We start from the raw sequence: 17,611 nt of genomic DNA, 5'->3' as shown, positions 1-17,611 counted from the left end.
ATCCTCTGACACCCGGGCGCTACTGGACCAGGAAGACGAGGTCGTCCCGGTCATCGTAAGACCCCGGGCTGCACGGGGAGGCGCTGCCGCCGTAGCGGAAGTTGGCGCGCACGGCCTGACGTGCTCCCGCCGGAAGCGTGTACGTGGTGGAGAACGTCTGGGTGCCGCTGACGGTTGGGGAGATCGTCGTCAGGTAGCTCCAGCTCGGGTTGTCCGCGTTGGCCGTGTAGTACAGGTCCAGCTTGTCCGAGGTGCCCCACACCCACACGGTCGCCTCCACCCGGACCTGCTGGCCGGCGGCGAATGGCGCTCCACTCACGGTGGAGACGCGCAGGCGGTCGACGGACTCATCGACGTGGTAGCTGCCGCCATTCCCATCGACGCAGCTTCCGTTGAGGGTGTTGGAGGCATTCTGCTCCGGGCCCACGGTGCCTCGGCCCTGCACGAGCGTGCCCGTGTCGCAGGACGTGCCCACCACGGTGCAGCCCGGTGCACGCCGCACGGAATCATAGGTGGCCATCACCGCGGTCGCGGTGTTGCTGACGGTCACTCCCACCGCCGTGCTCGTCCCCGGGTTGCCCGCGGGGTCGTACGCCCTGGCCGTGAGCTGATGCGCGCCATTGGCGGCCTGCTGGGTATTCCAGGCCACGGAATAGGGGGCCACCGTGCTCGTCCCGAGGAGCGTCGTCCCGTCGTAATAGTCGACGCGCGACACGGTCCCGCCGTTGTCGGACGCGCTGGCCGTCAGGCTGACCGTCCCGCTCACGGTGGCCCCGGCCACCGGGGAGAGCAGCGACACCGTGGGCGGGGTGAGGTCATTGGCGACCGTCACCTCCACCAGGGCGGAGGTGGTGACGCGCCCCGCGAAGTCATAGGCCCGGGCGGCCAGCTGGTGCGCGCCGTTGGGCGTGGTGCGCGTGTCCCACGAGAGGGAGTAGGGCGCGGTGGTGTCGCTCCCCAGGAGGCTGGCTCCATCGAGGAACTCCACGCGCTGCACGCCCACGTCGTCCGTCGCGGTGGCGCTCAGGGTGGCCGTCCCGCTCAGGGTGCTGCCCGCGGTGGGCGCGGTCAGCGTGGCCACCGGGGTCGTCAGGTCCTCGGGGTGGGTGACGAAGAAGGCCAGGTCGTCATGGTCGTCATAGCTCCCCGTCGAGCAGGCGCTGGAGCTGCTGCTGCTGCGGCGGAAGGTGGCGCGGACGGCCTGCAGCTCCACCCCGAAGGGCAGGGTGTAGGTGGCCGTCAGCGTCCGGCGCCCGGAGCCGGGGGGGACGAGGCTGGTGAGGAGCGTCCAGCCGGGATTGGCCGCGTCACTCGCCGCGTACAGGTAGAGCCTGTCCGAGTTGTAATAGGCGGAGGCCCACACGGTGGCCACGATGCGTGCCTGCCGGCCGGCGGTGAGCACCTGCCCGTCCACGGACTCCACCCGCAGCGCGTCGAGGGACTCGTCGAGGTGGTAGGTGCCCGCGGTGCCGTCCGTGCAGGAGGCACCGAGGGTGTTGGGCGCATGCGCCTCGGGGCCCAGCGGACCGCGTCCGTCGAGCAGCGTGCCGGAGTCACACGCCGTGCGCGCCTGGCCGCAGCGGGGGGCCTGCGTGGCCGGGTCGAAGAGGGCGAGGGTCGGATCGAAGGCACAGGCGTTGTTGGTGCAGCGCTCTCCCTCGGCGCAGGTGCCGCAACTCAGGGTTCCACCGCAGCCGTTGGAGACGGTGCCGCAGGTGGCGCCCAGCGCCGCGCAGGTGGTGGGCATGCAGCAGGTGTTGACGCTGGAGCAGATCTCCCCGGTCGCGCAGGTGCCGCAGCTCAGGGTTCCACCGCAGCCGTCGGCCAGGGTGCCGCAGGTGGCCCCCTGGGCCGCGCAGGTGGTGGGCGTGCAGCTCGTGGGGTGCAGCTCCGCGCTGCTCAGGAAGCCTTCTCCCCCGGCCACCAGCAGGCGGCCGTCCGACAGGCGTGCCAGGCCATAGCTGCCCCGGCCCTCGAGCAGGGGATCCGCCAGCGTCCACTGGAGGGTCGCCGGGTCGAAGAGCTGGGTGTTCTTGCTGTAGGTGCTACTGCCCTGGTACCCCCCGAGGATGAGCACCTTGCCATTCTCCAGCACGACGCCCTCCATGTTCGAGGCGATGGAGACCAGCGAGCCCGCGGTGGTCCACGAGCCGGTGTTGGGAGAGAGGAGAAGGGTCGAATAGAAGGCTCCCCCGGTGGCGCTCTCGCCACCGGCGACCAGCACCCGTCCGTCCTGCAGGGCGAAGGCCCGGTGGTAGAGGCGCTGGGCCTGCGTCGAGCCGTAGATGCTCCAGGTGCCGGTGGTGGGGTTGTACACCTCGAAACCCACGGACGCGGCCGACCCGGACCAGCCGCCCATGACGACGACCTTTCCTCCTGAGGTGGAGCGGGCCGCGGCATGACCTCGCCGCGCGTCGCTCATGCTGCCCGTGCTGCTCCACTGTCCGGTCGCTGGATCATACAGCTCGCAGCTCGCGAGGGGGCTGCTCGCGCCACCGCCGACGACCAGGACGCGCCCGTCCTCGAGCAGGGTCGCCGTGTGCAGGCTCCTGGGCCAGCTCATCGAGCCGGTGAGGCTCCAGGTGCCCGTGGCCGGGTCGTACAGCTCCGCGCTCGCATACGTCTGGGTTGCGGTGCTCCCACCCACGACGAGCACCTTCCCATTGGGCAGCAGCGTGGCGGTGTGCCCGAAGCGCGCCACGCTCATCGAGCCGGTGAGGCTCCAGGTGCCCGTGGCCGGGTCGTACAGCTCCGCGGTGGCGAGCACGGCGGAGTTCGAGAGATAGCCCATCATGCCGTGCCCCCCGGCCGCCAGCGCCTTGCCATTGGGCAGGGGGGTCAGGGTGAGTTTCTCTCGGCGGTAGACCATGGAGCCGGTGGTGGTACCGAGGGTGGCAGGGATTGAGCCCTGCTCCTCCCAGGCCTGGGACTCACTGGGCCCGCACCCCCATCCCGTCATCATCATCAGGGCGGCACAGAGCACCCTGGTCATCCAGATATCTCGATTCGGCATTGCTCCCCCTCTGTCGACACGTGTCTTGCTGAAGCCTGCGTAGGAACGTGGCTTTAGCCGAAGTGTCTAGCCGAAGTGTCTGACACCTTGGCAGCGGCGCGCTCAGCTTCCAGACGCGCCACGGCTGGGACTACAGCGGTGGCTCGAGCGGCAATGACATGGGCATCGTGCGCGATGGCGGCAGGACGACGCACAACTACCAGGGCATGAATCCTGTCATCTACTCCGACGCCAAGGAAGTCGTCCTCCTGGTGCCTCGGGACGCGCTGAAGTAGCCGCGCCGCGCACGCCCTCCTGAACGTTCAGGACCCGGGGGGGACTTCTGAAACTAGAAGCACTCAGCAGGTGAGGAGGAGGCGAGCGTGGCGCTTGAAGCAGCGGCCAGCAAGGAGCCGATGGGGGAGCCTGCGCTCTCCCTCCTCCCCGCGCACCCGAGCGCTACCAGGGGCAGTTGACGACCTCTACGGTGCGCGTCACGGGCGTGGCGCTGTTACCGCCAGCGTCCGTCACGTTGTAGGTCACCGTGTACACACCGACGGCCCAGGCATTCACGTCGCCCGTGCGCGACACCCACGTCGAGATGTCGCCGGAGCACGCATCATTCGCCGTCACGCCCGGATCCTCCCACGAGGTGTTGCACGTGTGGACCATGTACGAGGGGCCGAGGAGCGCCAGTGAGGGCGCCGTCGTGTCATCCACGATCACCGTGCGGGAGGCGCTCGCAGACCCCACGGAGTTCCACGTGTAGTACCCGATCGTGTACGAGCCCTCGTAGCTGAGCAGAGGGGTGTTGTACGCATGCACCTCGATCGGGTTGCCGCACCCATCCGTGGCCTGAGCGCCCGGATCGCTGTAGGTCCCGCCCTTGACGCACTCCAGCGTCTGCGTCGAGCTGCCGTTGAGCGTGAGCGCCGGAGGCTGCGACGAACAGGTCGGCGGGGGAGGAGCGGGCGGGGTGAGGGAGGGCGGCGTCGTCGTGGTGAAGAAGTTGGAGTAGGTGGCGACGAAGTCATTGCCCTGCCAGATGGGGTAGGGCCAGGGGATGCCCGCGGGATCCTCCGTGAGCGAGTTGCCGGTGAAGGTGCCAGTCACCTCGACGGAAGAGCCCTTGAGCGTGAGCGTTCCCAAGGAGACGGCGGCTGGAGCCCCGGCCCCACCGTTGGCTGGGACGACCGAGGACGCCAACCCTGCGACCCTCAGTGAACCCAGGGTGCTCGGGTCCAGGTTCCGGAGGCTGACGCGCACGTAGTTCCCCATGGACCGGATGTACTCTCCATGGGAATAAGCCGCCACGACACCGTCAGCGCTGGCTTGGATCGCGATCTGCGGCAGGAGCTTCGAGGTCCCCAGCTCTACGGACCGAGGCTGCACCGTGCAGGTTTCAGGCGCGACGACGGAGCTTTCGACCGCGATTCTGTAGAATGTCTGGGGGTATGCATTCGGGTCGGCATCTTGCAGGACCTTGATCGAATAACCACAGCCCCCCCGTGTCGCTTGAACGGCGTTGACGACAGGGAGACTGGCCAGAGCCGAGGTTCCAAACAGGGCAACAGTCCCGAGGACAATCCTTCCAATCATTCGCATGTGTCAATCTCCCGCTACGAGATGCGGTGTTCTCTGACGTCACGGCTGCACAAGCAAGCGCTATCTTCGAGCACGGCCAGGGTCGGCGTGTACCCCAAAGGGGCTGCGCGGCTTGTCCACCGCCTGGCACACTGCTCGGGCGGCCCCCGTCAGCGGCCCTCCTCGGCCCCTCCGCTCCAGCCCTCACCCGCCACATGGCCTCTCTCCCGCCTCGAGGATTGTAAGGAGGAGAGGGGGATGGGCTGGCCGCTGAGGATGTTCCTGCGTGAGCAGTACCGGGCCTTCATGGGGGCCCTCTGCCCCTCCCCAGTCACACCTCGCCAGGGCTCACGCGATCAACACCCTCTCGCTGCATTGAGAGGCGCTCCGAGTACAGCACCTCGACTGCCCGCGCGCTGCCTCGCCCCTGAGGGGAGCGCGGCCTGAGCAGGCGTGTGCCATCAGTTGCCGCGATTCCAGGACAGGAACATGCCGAACAGCCATAAGGCGCCGATGAACACGAGGCCGCCCGAAAAGCCCCAGAGTTGTTCCGAGTCCCCGTAACGCGCGCTACCGGCTGGGTTGGACCGTTTGTACATGAGCTTGACGGCCGTCCCCGGCTGACGGTTGCTCGGCTGCCCATTGTAGAGGGTGGTGGTGTGCACGTTGCCGTCTGAATCCGAGAACGTGATCACCTCCGGGTAGCCAACGAACGTCATGTATTGGCCGTCCCCCCGATGGCTCGAAGCGACCACCACTCCCTGCGCCGCCTCGGCGCGCAATACGAACTGCGAGGTGCGAAGGAGACCGAAGCCGCCGACCGCCAAGAAGGGCACGGCGAGGACGAGCAGGGTCCAGGCACGGCTATTATCGACAGAGGCCATTGAGTCAGCCTCGTAGCACAGCACCGGCGGCAGCCACGAATGCGCTGGAGCGCTCTCGCCAGAAGCCTCCGGCGGCGGGTTCGATTCCCGCCTCCTGCCCCCAGAGGACGCTCTGGAGCGCCAGCGCGTCGCGGTGATGCGCCCATTTGGTCCGTGACCACGCTGGTGGGATGATGGGCCCCCGCTGGTCTCACGGCGCCCTCATGAAACACAAGCTCGTCGACTACTTCCGCCGCATCGCGCCTCTGTCGGACGAGGAAGCCCAGGCCATGCTGGACAGCATGGTGGTGAAGACCTGTCCGAAGGGCACGCACCTGCTCATGGCGGGCCAGGTCTGCACCGAGGCCTATTTCGTCCTCCAGGGCTGCGTCCGCCAGTACTACGTCGTCGACGGTGAGGAGCGGAGCAACGGGTTGTTCACCGAGGACGATTGGGTCCTCTCGATTCACAGCATGATGAACCGGACCCCGGCGGATCATTTCCTGGTCTGCGCGGAGGACACCACGGTGGTGGTGGGGACCCAGCAACGCGAGCAGGAGCTGTTCCGACGCTTCCCGCGCTTCGAGAGCATCTCCCGGAGGGTGATGGAGAGGGTCCTGGCGGAACAGCAGGAGCGGCTCGCCTCCTATGTCACCGATAGCCCGGAGCAGCGTTACCTCAAGCTCTCGAAGACGCGGCCGGACATCTTCCAGCGGCTTCCCCAGTACCAGCTGGCCAGCTACATCGGCGTGAAGCCCGAGTCGCTGAGCCGCATCCGCAAGCGCCTCGCCACGCGCGGCAAGCCGGCTACGCCGTGACGGAAGGCGTGACCGTCCGGAACCCCTTGGCGATGAGCCAGCCACCGAGGAACAGCTCGAACAGGCCCCCGGGTCCGGACAAGAGGATGCCCCACGGCAGCCCGAAGAGCTCGAGCACGGACCCCAGCGCCAGGAGTCCGTAGCCCACCGCGCCCACCAGCGGGAGGAACGAGGGCAGAAGCCGGGACCGGTACAGCGACAGGCAGAACGCTACGCTGCCGGCCCCCAGGATGATCATCGCGAGCTGGTACGCCCAGAAGTTGCCCTTCGAGAGAAGGTTGAACAGGAGTGCCTGCTCCGGTGTCGTCCGCGCTTGCACGGATTCTCCGAGCTGCAGGAGGGACAGAAGGAACACCACCCCGACGAGCAGGAGCAGCGCCTCCATCACCCGCGTGCAGACGTACGCGACGGCGATGCCCAGGCTTCGCTCGCGGAGTATCGGGAAGAACAGCACGCCAATCCCAACGACGGTGAGGGAGTTCAACAGGAGCAGCAGCGCGCCCCCGACGAACGGCGTCCGCTGACCGGCCACCGCGGCCAGGTGCTCCGGATCCTTCAGGACGGAGGTGACGAGCGCGGTGCCGATGCCGTAGGCGAAGAACGGAAGGAGAAAGAGAATCCCCAGGGTGCGGGTGTGAAGGCGAGTGGTGTTCATCTCGAGGACTCCAGAACATTCAGCGACGTTGTGGCCTCGAGAGTAGGGAAGGGCGCCCTCGCCCGCATTGATGTGGGTCAATAAATGCGAGCCCCGGAGAAGGTGTCCGGAGAAGGTGTCGGAGAAGGTGTCAAAGGACTCGTTCTTCCTCCGGAGAAGGTGTCCGGAGAAGGTGTCCGGAGAAGGTGTCAAAGGACTCGTTCTTCCCGGAGAAGGTGTCAAAGGACTCGTTCTTCGACCTTACCCAGTTTTCTGAAGCCCGAGGGCGTGGGTCTGGGCCACGGATGAGAAGCTCGCGGTTTCACGACGAGGGCAACACCAAACGCCCCGGGAAGGTGTCAAAGGACTCGAAACGAGGGAGGCGAGCGAGAACGAGACCTGGCGTGGACGGGTGACCCCACCGGGCTCCGAGTCTTTCCGAGGAGTTGCGGCTGGCCCGAGGGGTGCATCGACCTCGGGGATTGTACGGGGGGTAGGGGGATGGGCTGGCCGCTGAGGATGTTCCAAGAGGAGGGCTACTACTTCGTGACGTCCAGGTGTTTCCAGGGACGGCTACTGCTGCGTCCCAGCGCGGAGGTGAACGAGGTAGTGGGAGGCGTCCTGGCGCGAGCCGTCCAGCAGAGCGCCGGCAACGTGAGGCTGCATGCCTTCACCTTCGCTTCCAACCATTTCCACCTGCTGGTGTGGACCCGAGGCGTAGCGCTCGCCTCCTTCATGCAGTACCTGCGCGCCAACCTCTCCAGGAAGGTGGGACGGTTGGTGGACTGGAGTGGAGGCTTCTGGGAGAGGCGCTACTCAGCGGAGCCGGTGCTGGACGACACGGCGCTGGTGGGGCGGTTGCGCTACGTGCTGGCCCACGGAGTGAAGGAGGGCTTGGTGGAGAGGAGTGCCGAGTGGCCGGGACTCACGTGTCTACCGCAGCTGCTGGGGCCTGCGAGGCGACTGTTCCAGTGGTTCAACTGGACGAAGCGCTGGAGCAAGAGGGGGAGCGAGGACATGTCCGCGGGGGAGGGGCGCTTCGCCGAGCAATGGGCCGAGCCAGTGGAGTTGGAGGTAGCGCCACTGTCGTGCTGGGAAGGACTGGGGGAGGAGGAGAGGCAGCGCGCGGTGCGGAGACTCGTGGAGGAGGTGGAAGCAGAAGCTCGCGCACAGGACAAGCCTGTGTTGGGAGTGCGGGCCGTGAGGGCACAGCACCCGCATACCCGGCCCGAGCGCCTCAAGCGGAGCCCTCGGCCGTTGGGACATGCCTCGGCGCGCCAGGCATTGAAGGAGTTGCGTGAGCAGTACCGGGCCTTCGTCGCGGCATTCCGAGAGGCGGCAGCACGGTGGCGGCGAGGAGATTTCTCGGCCAGCTTTCCGCTCTTCTCTTTTCCGCCGCGTGTCGAGCCGGGTCGCGTCACTCGAATTCTCTGACACCCTCTCGGGCCGCGTGTCGAGCCGGGTCGCGTCACTCGAATTCTCTGACACCCTCTCTGGGCGTCACTCGAATTCTCTGACACCCTCTCTGGGGACCCCTCGTCGGGCAATACGCGGCGAGCCCTCCGCCATCACGGACCGAAGGCGCGACGGGTGCTTCGCTACCGGCCCACCCGCACTGCGCGCTAGAATGCAGACCTCACCCTGGAGGTCCCGAACATGAAGTTCTCAGTCACTCGTACGCTCGCGACGATGGCATCCGTTTTATCAATGGGGCTCATGCCCGGAGCTTCCGAGGCCGCCTACACGGTCACGGTGGTGAATCACAACATCACCGGTGAACGCACCGACAACTATCCGGATTGGTTCGGAGTGAGAGACCAGGTTCTAAACGGTGCCGACGTCGCGACGATGCAGGAGGTCTGTTCCGCCGATTTCGCGGAGTTCCAGGCATTTTTCGCGCAATATGGTTGGCATACTGCATTCATTCCGATGGCGAAGTATAGCGAGGCAGACCTCGACAAATGCGGCGTCGACGGCGATCTGGGCCAGGTTCTCGCCGCGAATCGCCCTATGACCCTGCACTCCTACCGTTTGCCTGTGATGGGCAAGTATCACGGCGAGGTGGGCTATCCAGGCGGCAGGGAATTCACTCTGTTCTGTGCGGACGTACCCGGTATGCCGACGCCTGGCCTGTTCACCTTCTGCACGACGCACCTTTGGAGCGGCCACTCCAGCGTCTCGGACGCCCAGGACTTCGAAATCCGTGCCGAGCAGGCCACCAGAATCAACAGCATTTTGAAGCCACTCGTTCAGGCGGGGCACCGGGTCGTGTTGACAGGCGACTTCAACAGCAAGCCCGACTCGTTGGCGATGGACAGGATCTATCGCGTCAACCCTGACGGTACGGTCAACACCAATAAGGTCTTCTGGGAAGTCGACAACTCCTACGACCCAATCTGCGGGGCCAACAAGCTTTGCCGCGACGGCCAGCCGACGATCCAGTTTACGAATGGCAACTGGGCGAAATACGACTACATCTTCGCTGGCAACGTGGGCGTGAACGGTCACACCGGTCTGGCGCTGACGAACATCTACTATCCGGGCAGCCCACCGACCTCCACTCACAAGCTGATAAAGGGTTGGGTGAACTTTCAGTAGCGAAGGCGCTTTGATGCCGGCGGCGTGGCGGGCTTGTTGCCGGCGGCGAGCGCCTCGCCCTTGGTTGCGGTGATTTAGAGGCGGCGGGAATCGAACCCGCCGCTCGGCAATCCAGGGTGGAAACGCGCTAGGCGGCCTCGCGCGCGGTGGCCTGGGCTCCGGACGGCGAGAGGAGCAGGGGCAGGGCCTTGAGCCCGCGCAGCCCGACGGAGCCGCGCCAGCGCAGCTTCTCCTCGGGCACGGCGAGCTTCATGTCCGGGAAGCGCCGCACCAGATGCTGGAGCGCGATGGTCCCCTCCAGCCGCGCCAGTGGCGCTCCCAGGCAGTAGTGCGCTCCCAGGCCAAAGGCCACGTGGCGGTTGGGCTTGCGGGTGATGTCGAGCCTGTCCGCGTTCTCGAACGCCGACTCATCCCGGTTCGCCGAGGCCAGCAGGGGCAGCACCGTGGCTCCCTGGGGAATCACGTGCCCGTCCAGGTGGATCTCCTCCTTCGCGAAGCGCGGCGAGGGCTGCTCGACGGGGTTGCCGTAGCGCAGCAGCTCCTCGACCGCGGAGCCGATCAGCTCGGGGTGCTCGCGCAGCTTCTGGAGCTGCTCCGGGTGCTGCAGGAGCGCCAGCGTCCCATTGCCGATGAGGTTGACCGTGGTCTCATGCCCCGCCAGCAGCAGCAGGAAGATCATGGAGATGAGCTCGTCCTCGCTGAGGCGATCCCCCTGCTCCTCCGCCTGCACGAGCGCCGTGAGCAGGTCATCCCGGGGCTCCGCACGGCGCAGGCCGATGAGCTTGCGGAAGAAGTGCATCATGCTGAAGGCGTTGGGGGTCTGGAGCAGGAACCCCACGGGGCCGGTGAGGTTGTCCAGCAGGCCGCCCATCTGCCGGTGGAACGTCAGCCGGTCCTCCTCGGGAACGCCCATCATCTCCGAGATGACCGTCAGCGGCAGGGGGAGCGCGAAGTCGGCGATGAGGTCGACGCTCTGCTTCTTCTGGGCCGCGTCGAGCAGCTCGCCGACGATCTTCTCCACCGCCTGCTTCATCTCGTCGACGCGCCGGGGAGTGAAGGCCTTGTGCACCAGGTCTCGCTGGCGGCGATGATCGGGCGCGTCGCTGGAGAGCATGTTCCGCTGGAAGATCCGGAACAGGCGAGGCACCCACCAGTGGTCCATGGGATCCTTGCCCCCCACGGCGTTGCGGCGGTCATTGACGAGGCGTGGGTCCGTGAAGGAGCTCACGACATCGGTGTAGCGCGTGAGGTAGTAGGCCTTGCCGAAGATGGGATGTTTGATGACGACGACCGGCGACTCCTTCCGCAAGCGGGCATAGGTCGGGTACGGGTCGGCCCGGAACGCAGGGCTCTTGAGGTTGATTTCAGGGGTCATGGGTGTGTTCTCCCGGGTGGAGTGTCTTCAGCTCTTGCGCAGCCAGAGCGAGCGGGGCCCTCGCAGGATGAACGAGCCGCCGTAGTCGACGCGCTCGGGCTGGCGGGAGGCGAAGCCGAGCCGCGGGGCGCGCTCCATCAGCTCCTGCAGCGCCACCGGAGCCTCCAGGCGCGAGAGCGGGGCGCCCAGGCAGAAGTGGATGCCGTGGCCGAACGAGAGCATGCCGGTGGTGTCGCGCTGCAGGTCGAAGCGCTCGGGGTGGGGGAACTTGCGCGGGTCGTGGTTGGCGGACGCCATCAGCACCATCACCGTCGACTCCGCGGGAAGCTTCCCACCGGCCAGCTCCACGTCCTTCGTGGCGCGGCGCATCAGCCCCAGCACGGGCGAGTCGTAGCGCAGCGTCTCCTCGGCCACGGCGGCGCAGGCCTCGCGCGAGGGATTGCGCCGCAGCCACTCGTACTGCTCCGGGTTGCGGATGAGCGCGAGCAGGGCGTTGCCGAGCAGGTTGGTGGTCGTCTCGTTGCCGGCGATGAGCAGCACGATGGCGAAGGAGTTCACCTCCTCGGGAGTCAGGGCCTCCGCGCCCTCGCCGCCCTGCACGAGCAGGGAGATGAGGTCGCCCCGGGGCTCGAGGCGGCGCTTCTGGGCGATCTCCGTCATGTAGGCGAGCATCTCCCGGCTGCTGCGGATGGCCTCCTCCGACACCTTCCCGGTCCGCATGGACTCGGCGGTGGAGGACATGAGCGTGTCGCTCCAGCGCTTGAAGTCGCGGCGCCGGGACACTTCGATGCCGAGCATCTCCGCGATGATGGTGACGGGCAGGGGCGAGGCCAGCCCGTCCATGAAGTCGAACTCGTCCTGGGCGGTCATCTCCGCGACGAGCCCCCGGGACAGCTCGCGCACGCGGGGCTCCATCTCGGAGATGCGCTTGGGGAGGAAGGCACGGCTCACCAGGCCACGCAGCCGCGTGTGCACGGGGGGATCCGAGTTGACGAGGTTGGACACAGAGCTGAGCTCCTTGAGCTCGGCGCGATCCTGGCGCCGCATGCCGGAGACGCGGATGTCCACGGAGGAGAACAGGGCGGGGTTCTTCAGGACGTACGCCACGTCCTCGTAGCGGCTGAGGACGTGGACCTGGAGGCGCTGCATCCAGAAGAGGGGGGCCTTCTCGCGCAGCTCGGCGTAGTAGGGGTAGGGGTTGTTGATGAAGTCCGGGTGGAAGAAGTCGAGGTTGTCCAGCAGGCTCATGGTGCTTGCTCCTTGGGGGGTGGACGACAGGGGGGAAAGGGGGGCTCAGCGGGGGGCGGCGCCTTCCAGGAAGCAGCGCAGCAGCGGCGCGAGCAGCTCGTCGGCGGGCGCGGGCTGCTTCGCGAGGAGCTGGCGCAGGACGAGGCCCTGCATCATGTCCAGCAGCATCGCCGGGTAGTGGCTGGCGTCCTCGGGCCGCAGGGCGCCTTCCTTCACGCCCTGCTGGCCGAGGTGCTCGAGGCGCAGGGAGACCTCGCGCCACATGGCCAGGTGGCGGTCCAGGTCTCCCTCGCGGGAGTCGCCGTGCCGCAGCGAGTCCTCCAGCAGGACGGACAACAGCCGGAAGTGCGTCCGGGAGTGCTCGAGGATGCAGCGCAGGAACCCGTGCAGCCGCGCGCGGTAGGGCGTCTGCAGGCTGCGCTCCAGCTCCGTGTCGAGCAGGGCCAGCAGCTCGCGCCCGCGCATGTCGCGCAGGGCCTCCAGGAGCTGCTGCCGGTCCTCGAAGTAGTTGTAGAGCGTCCCCACCGAGACGCCGACGCGCGCGGCGATGTCGTCCATGCGCGTGGCTTGCAGCCCCTGCTCGGCCAGCACCTGCTCGGCCGCGTCGAGGATGGCGGCCCGCGCCTCCTCCTTCATCCGCATCCGCATCGATTGGGGTTTGCTGCGTGAGGTTGAGCGCGCGTTCATGAAGTTGAACCATGATACAAAATCAGGATTACCCGGCTCAATCAGGGCAAACCGAGGGGTCGGCCAGGCGCCCGGGTGGAAGTTCGGAAGGCAACAGGAGCGGCTTTGGCCAGGGGCGGTGTTGGCTACCGGAGCCTCGGCCCGGCGCTTGGACTGGGCTACCGCGAAGGCCGAGGGCGTGTTCCGGAACCTTGGCTTTGATGCCAGTGCCATCGGCGGTTGGCCGCTGCGCACATCGCTGTCGACGCTGGGATTGTCGTCGGCCAAGTGCGCCAACTGCTCCGCACTTTGAATTGAGCTTCAGGAAGTGAGGTGAAGGCTCGGGCCTGTGGAGGCTAGGGTGAGCGAGGATCCGACGGCGGCCTCGGGTACACTGTCACTAATGGAACGTCACCAGTTCGCCGCGCTCTACGCTGAGGCGCAGCAGCATCGAAACCAACTGCGGGGGAGTTCGCAGCTCGCGGCGTTCTTCCCGCCCGACAGCCAGAGCCTCCCTCCGGTCCTTGGCTTTGGGCTGCCCCATGACAATCGACCCGTCCCCGTGGTCACGATTGCGCTGAACGCGAGCGTCGGCGAGTTCTCCGGCGGCCATCTCCCCATTGAGGACGACGTCCAAGCGCAGTGGGTCGCTCAAGCGAACTACTTCGCTAACCCCTATGAGGGGTGGTGGGGAATCGCAGGTGACATGCTGGGAGCGGCGACCGACGGACGGCTAACCTACGCCGGGCCTGGACCGATAGCGGCGCATGTCGACTTCACCGGGGTTGTGACGACGGCTGGGATGGACACGACGTACGACCCGATCAAGGCGCGGGCTCGCGCTGCCGTGCGCTCGTGGCTGGAGCGCTCGCTGACTGGCACCTTCGTGCAGCTCCTGTCGAGCCTCGTCCAGCAGAACGGAACCAAGGCGGCGTTGGTCTTCGGCTTCGCCCCGGCGTTCCCCGGCAAGCAAGACCGGTCGGGGAGCATCACGCTCCGCGATACCTTCTGGGGCGAGAATGAGCGCGTCAACTTCGTCGGCGACGGCGGCGTTGCCGGCGAACGGCGGCAGCCCACGATTTCCTGGGGCCGCATGACGGGCCGGAGCGTTCCGGAGAACCTGCGGAGGTTGCCTTTCTTCTTTGTGTCGCAGGGCCCGAGCTCGTTGTTTTCGGGGCAGCGAGACGAGGTCACGCGGGTGCCCCTCCGCGCTGCCGCGGCAGGACTGGCGGCCCGCCTCGTAGCCGCGCTGGCGTCATGACCGCTCCTCAATCAAGGTCACGGTGCGGCGCAGGTTGTCCATGTCCACCGTCACGGAGGTCGCCGTGGTCGTCAGCCGCCGGTGGCCTAGGATGGCCTGCACGTCGGGGATGAGGACCTTCTCGCGGACGAGATACGTGGCGATCACACGCCGGAGGGCGTGGGGGCAGGCGCGCAGACTTGCGTGGCGTGCCGCGCGGCGGCCGATACCGAAGCTCGTGGGCTGAGAGAGCGGCGTCCCCGCAGCAGATCACGAACAGGTGGCCGGGGTCCGAGTAACCCCTGGAGCAGCACAAGCTGACCATCGCGGAGGTAGGCCAGGATCCGCGCGATCACGCGTGACGAGAGCGGGGCGCGCTGCCATGCGTCGCGCTTCGCCGACCGGCTCTGCCCACAGGTGCCGCGGTGACATTCCACCTGGCGTCCACAGGCCCGAGCCTTCACCTCACTTCCTGAAGTTCGTCGTTGCGACTACGCCAAGTAGGGGGAAGTCCATTAGGGGTGGGAGGTTCCGGCCTCGCTCGGGTGCAACTGGTCCGATGGTTGGACCAGTCGGCACGACACGCGGCCGGAAGGTACCCCGTGCCTTCCTGCAAGCGCACCCCTGAAAAAAACTTACTCCTGTTGGCTTCGGCCGTGCTCCTCGGGACGCGGCACGTGAGCCCGAGCCGAGCGCACGAACTTTACTCCCGCTTATGCCCCTTCGTGTCGGTGAGTTCGAACAGCTTCATCCAGAGGTCCCCAGTCGTCGGTGCATCAAATCCCTGTGGATGATCAGACGAGAGGGGCCCTGCGTAGAGCTTTTCGATCAGTCCATGGGTAATGTCATCGGGTGGTAACGTGCCGTCTACCCTGTGGAGGTAGGAACGCTTGATGCGGCGGAAGACATTCGCCACTGCGGCCAGGGAGTCCCTCTCTTCAAAGAGGTTTTCTCGATCGCCACGCTGCCGGATGCGCCGCACTCCTACTTCTGGTTCCACATCGAGGAACACCAGCAGGCTTGGTTGCGGAGCGAACTCTTCGTTCTTCCGGAGGATTTCTTCGGGATCAAGTCCCCGAGCCCCTTGGTAAGCGGCCGTGGAGAAGTAGTAGCGGTCCACGATGACGATCTTGCCCTGCTCCAATGCGGGATTGAGCAGCGTCTGGACGTGTTCCTTGCGGTCTCTCATGAAGAGTTCGAGTTCTTCTTCAGGAGATAGCCGACCCGTGGTGGCTGATTCACGCAGCTTACGTCCCCACTGTCCATCTGTGGGTTCCTTACTGCGGATGACGTCCCAGCCATCCTCGGCAAGGATCTTGTGCAGGCGCTCGGCCTGGGTTGTCTTTCCTGCCCCATCAATGCCCTCGATGACGAGGAGCAAACCCTTCTTCAGGTGACGCTTTTGCACGGGGGCATCCTCCCAGGGATCCCAGTGGAGTCAAAGATCAGGTAGGAGTAAGCACCACCACAACTACCCGCTAGCGGTACTCCGCTCTTCGTGGACCGATAAGCTCTGCGGCCTTGTACGAGGAGGAATGGGCTTGGTGATCCTCCCCTATTAAGGTGTGAGTGGGGGGAGGGACGCATACCAGTGTCGGGTTGTTGCACGTTCTCAGCAGGGGTGTAGATCGTCCGGGCACCTTTGCGGTTCCCCTGGAGCGCACCTCATGATTCGGTTGGTCGTCACGGACATGGACGGAACGCTGTACTCGTGGATTGATTACATCGTTCCGGCGGTAGAGGCGTTGGTCGGCTCCGTGGAGCGTTCGACCGAATGGCCCCGCATCAAAATCGTGCAGGCGCTCAAGAAGGTCTACGCGAAGTACGAATCGAACGAGTATCCGTTCGTCCTCCAGGAGTCGGAGATCTTCGAGGCGTTCCCAGAGTTCGGCTCGTTCGACAAATTGATCATCGAGCCCGCACGTATCGCGTTCAAGGATGCTCGTAAGAAGTACCTCCAGCCCTACCCAGGCGTCATGGAGACGCTTGGGAAGTTGAAGCAGCGGGGTATCCCTGTGGTGGCACTTACGGACGCACCGCGCAATCCCGTGGAACTCCGGGCGAAGATGCTCAAGCTCGATCAGTATCTGGACGCCATCTACTGCCTGCCGGGATTCGAGTTCCCGAAGAGCGATGTGGGGGAGAAGAAGATCTCTCGGCACATTGAGCAAAAGGAGCAGCAGGGCGAATACCGGGCGGCCTGCAAAGTGACGGAGCTACCCCGGGACTATGAGAAACCAAATCCGCTCGGTTTGCGGCGCATCTGCGAGGAGATGGGCGTTTCTCCGACGGAGACACTTGTTGTGGGTGACGCGCTCAAGAAGGACGTGGCAGTGGCACGGGAGGTCGGTGCAGTGGACTGCTGGGCCGAATACGGCACCTACATCTCGTTGGAGTACAAGGAGCGGCTCGAAATTATCTCGGCTCCAGCCATCACGAAGCGCCACGCTGCGAGCATCCTTGATGGCGATGCTCGCAAGAATGCGCGTCCGACGCATCGGCTCTCCAACTTTGAGCAGATTCTCCGGATCATCGACGGCGCTTCGGATCGATCATGAGCCTCAGGGCACTTCGTTGAGCTGAGGCCTGCGCTCTGGCTAGTTCGACAGAAGGCTTTGGGTCGGCGTCAGCGTTCTTTGGATGCAAACTGGTAAAAACCCAGCATTCGTCCCACTGACGGAGCGTGTGCGAAATATTCCAGGTGTCCGCTAGCGGAGACTCCTCCTCGCCCGGAGAGCCGCCGGGTCAGCCCGGGGGCGATAATCCGTCTCATGGCCATGTCGAATGCCTCCGCTCTCGGCTCCTCTGGCAGCGCCCCCACCTCCTCGGGCACTTCCGGCTCCTCGGAGCTCCCCGAGGTCCTCCTGTCCGAGGGCAGCAAGGGCCCGGACGTGCAGCGGCTGCAGGCGGTGCTCATCCAGCTCGGCTACCTGAGCGGCAAGGCGGACGGGGACTTCGGGCCCAGGACGAAGCTGGCCCTCACGCGCTTCCAGACGGACTGGCGGCTCACCGTGGACGGCGAGTACGGGCCCCGGACGCGCGCCGCGCTCCTCAAGGCGCTGGTGCCCGTGAAGAAGCCGCCCGTGGTGTCCAAGCCCTCCCAGAACCAGGAGTCCCGCCGGGGCGTGGCCATCGACGCCATCATCCTGCACCACACCGCCACCAACAGCGCCCGGGTGGACCTGGCCACGCTGCGCTGGGTGCGCGGCTCCAACCGGGTGAGCGCGCACTACCTCGTGGGCCCCGATGGCACCGTGTACCAGCTGGTGCCGGACAGCCAGGTGGCGTGGCACGCGGGCCGCTCCTCGCTGCATGGCGACACCGAGCCCAGCGTCAACGCGCGCTCCATCGGCATTGAAATCACCAACGACGGCACCGGCCAGACGCCCTTCACCGAGGCGCAGTACCGCGCGCTGGAGCAGCTGGTGCCGTACCTCGCCCGGCGCTACCGGGTGCCCCGGGAGAACATCCTCGGGCACCGCGACGTGGCCCCCGGCCGCAAGACGGACCCCGCCGACCACTTCGACTGGGCCCGCGTCCGCCGCGCCGTCGACGCGGCCGTCTGAGGGCTCGTCCGCCCCTCGTGCCGGGTG

At 66.3% G+C, this 17,611-nt stretch carries 14 protein-coding genes and 1 pseudogene; 6 read left to right on the top strand and 9 right to left on the bottom strand.

What is annotated here, in order from left to right; translation table 11 throughout:
• Nucleotides 1-19: 19 nt before the first annotated feature.
• From NR798_RS45660 to NR798_RS45650, 3 genes are all read right to left on the bottom strand, one after another.
• Complete coding sequence (locus NR798_RS45660; RefSeq protein WP_375768928.1) at nucleotides 20-2,992, bottom strand: Ig-like domain-containing protein; 2,973 nt, start codon at nucleotides 2,990-2,992, stop codon at nucleotides 20-22.
• A 459-nt stretch (nucleotides 2,993-3,451) separates the two neighbouring features.
• The gene (locus tag NR798_RS45655) at nucleotides 3,452-4,270 is read right to left on the bottom strand and encodes a DUF5011 domain-containing protein (protein WP_375768927.1); all 819 of its coding nucleotides are present in this window, start codon (nucleotides 4,268-4,270) and stop codon (nucleotides 3,452-3,454) included.
• 767 nt (nucleotides 4,271-5,037) lie between these two features.
• On the bottom strand, nucleotides 5,038-5,460 hold the full coding sequence (locus NR798_RS45650) for a DUF3592 domain-containing protein (protein ID WP_375768926.1): 423 nt from the start codon (nucleotides 5,458-5,460) through the stop codon (nucleotides 5,038-5,040).
• Between the two features lie 203 nt (nucleotides 5,461-5,663).
• Here NR798_RS45650 and NR798_RS45645 point away from each other — a divergent pair, with 203 nt between their 5' ends.
• Nucleotides 5,664-6,257: a Crp/Fnr family transcriptional regulator gene (locus tag NR798_RS45645; protein ID WP_375768925.1), complete on the top strand. Its 594-nt coding sequence runs from the start codon at nucleotides 5,664-5,666 to the stop codon at nucleotides 6,255-6,257.
• On the opposite strand, the gene NR798_RS45640 is transcribed toward NR798_RS45645, so the two are convergent.
• Nucleotides 6,247-6,912: a DUF4386 domain-containing protein gene (locus NR798_RS45640; protein ID WP_375768924.1), complete on the bottom strand. Its 666-nt coding sequence runs from the start codon at nucleotides 6,910-6,912 to the stop codon at nucleotides 6,247-6,249. The genes NR798_RS45645 and NR798_RS45640 overlap by 11 nt on opposite strands.
• Before the next feature lie 525 nt (nucleotides 6,913-7,437).
• Between NR798_RS45640 and NR798_RS45635 the strand changes: the two genes are divergently transcribed.
• Both NR798_RS45635 and NR798_RS45630 read left to right on the top strand, forming a co-directional pair.
• Nucleotides 7,438-8,325 carry a transposase gene (locus NR798_RS45635; protein ID WP_375768923.1) on the top strand — a complete coding sequence of 296 codons (888 nt, stop codon included), beginning with the start codon at nucleotides 7,438-7,440 and terminating at the stop codon, nucleotides 8,323-8,325.
• Between the two features lie 222 nt (nucleotides 8,326-8,547).
• Nucleotides 8,548-9,489, top strand: coding sequence for an endonuclease/exonuclease/phosphatase family protein (locus NR798_RS45630; protein WP_375768922.1), 942 nt, complete (start codon nucleotides 8,548-8,550; stop codon nucleotides 9,487-9,489).
• A 127-nt stretch (nucleotides 9,490-9,616) separates the two neighbouring features.
• Here NR798_RS45630 and NR798_RS45625 read toward each other — a convergent pair whose 3' ends face one another.
• Genes NR798_RS45625 through NR798_RS45615 form a run of 3 tightly spaced genes read right to left on the bottom strand, consistent with a single transcriptional unit; the run spans nucleotide 9,617 to nucleotide 12,799 of the window.
• Entirely contained in the window at nucleotides 9,617-10,864 is a 1,248-nt protein-coding gene (locus tag NR798_RS45625; protein ID WP_375768921.1) for a cytochrome P450, read from the bottom strand.
• A 27-nt stretch (nucleotides 10,865-10,891) separates the two neighbouring features.
• Nucleotides 10,892-12,112 carry a cytochrome P450 gene (locus NR798_RS45620; protein ID WP_375768920.1) on the bottom strand — a complete coding sequence of 407 codons (1,221 nt, stop codon included), beginning with the start codon at nucleotides 12,110-12,112 and terminating at the stop codon, nucleotides 10,892-10,894.
• 45 nt (nucleotides 12,113-12,157) lie between these two features.
• Nucleotides 12,158-12,799, bottom strand: a complete 642-nt coding sequence (locus NR798_RS45615) for a TetR/AcrR family transcriptional regulator (RefSeq protein ID WP_375768919.1) — start codon at nucleotides 12,797-12,799, stop codon at nucleotides 12,158-12,160.
• 340 nt (nucleotides 12,800-13,139) lie between these two features.
• Here NR798_RS45615 and NR798_RS45610 point away from each other — a divergent pair, with 340 nt between their 5' ends.
• Nucleotides 13,140-14,039 carry a hypothetical protein gene (locus NR798_RS45610; protein WP_375768918.1) on the top strand — a complete coding sequence of 300 codons (900 nt, stop codon included), beginning with the start codon at nucleotides 13,140-13,142 and terminating at the stop codon, nucleotides 14,037-14,039.
• Here NR798_RS45610 and NR798_RS45605 read toward each other — a convergent pair.
• Nucleotides 14,034-14,270 (bottom strand): annotated as a pseudogene (locus NR798_RS45605) (tyrosine-type recombinase/integrase); the annotation flags it as partial. The gene NR798_RS45610 and the pseudogene NR798_RS45605 overlap by 6 nt on opposite strands.
• A gap of 451 nt (nucleotides 14,271-14,721) precedes the next feature.
• On the bottom strand, nucleotides 14,722-15,426 hold the full coding sequence (gene tmk / locus NR798_RS45600; RefSeq protein ID WP_375768917.1) for a dTMP kinase: 705 nt from the start codon (nucleotides 15,424-15,426) through the stop codon (nucleotides 14,722-14,724).
• Between the two features lie 259 nt (nucleotides 15,427-15,685).
• Here tmk and NR798_RS45595 point away from each other — a divergent pair, with 259 nt between their 5' ends.
• Both NR798_RS45595 and NR798_RS45590 read left to right on the top strand, forming a co-directional pair.
• Complete coding sequence (locus NR798_RS45595; RefSeq protein ID WP_375768916.1) at nucleotides 15,686-16,576, top strand: HAD family hydrolase; 891 nt, start codon at nucleotides 15,686-15,688, stop codon at nucleotides 16,574-16,576.
• A gap of 213 nt (nucleotides 16,577-16,789) precedes the next feature.
• The gene (locus NR798_RS45590; protein ID WP_375768915.1) at nucleotides 16,790-17,584 is read left to right on the top strand and encodes an N-acetylmuramoyl-L-alanine amidase; all 795 of its coding nucleotides are present in this window, start codon (nucleotides 16,790-16,792) and stop codon (nucleotides 17,582-17,584) included.
• Nucleotides 17,585-17,611: the final 27 nt, after the last annotated feature.

It is taken from the genome of Archangium gephyra, assembly GCF_042230915.1.
In the GTDB taxonomy this organism is placed as follows: Bacteria; Myxococcota; Myxococcia; order Myxococcales; family Myxococcaceae; genus Archangium; species Archangium gephyra_B.
This window is presented reverse-complemented; position numbering and strand designations above follow the sequence as displayed.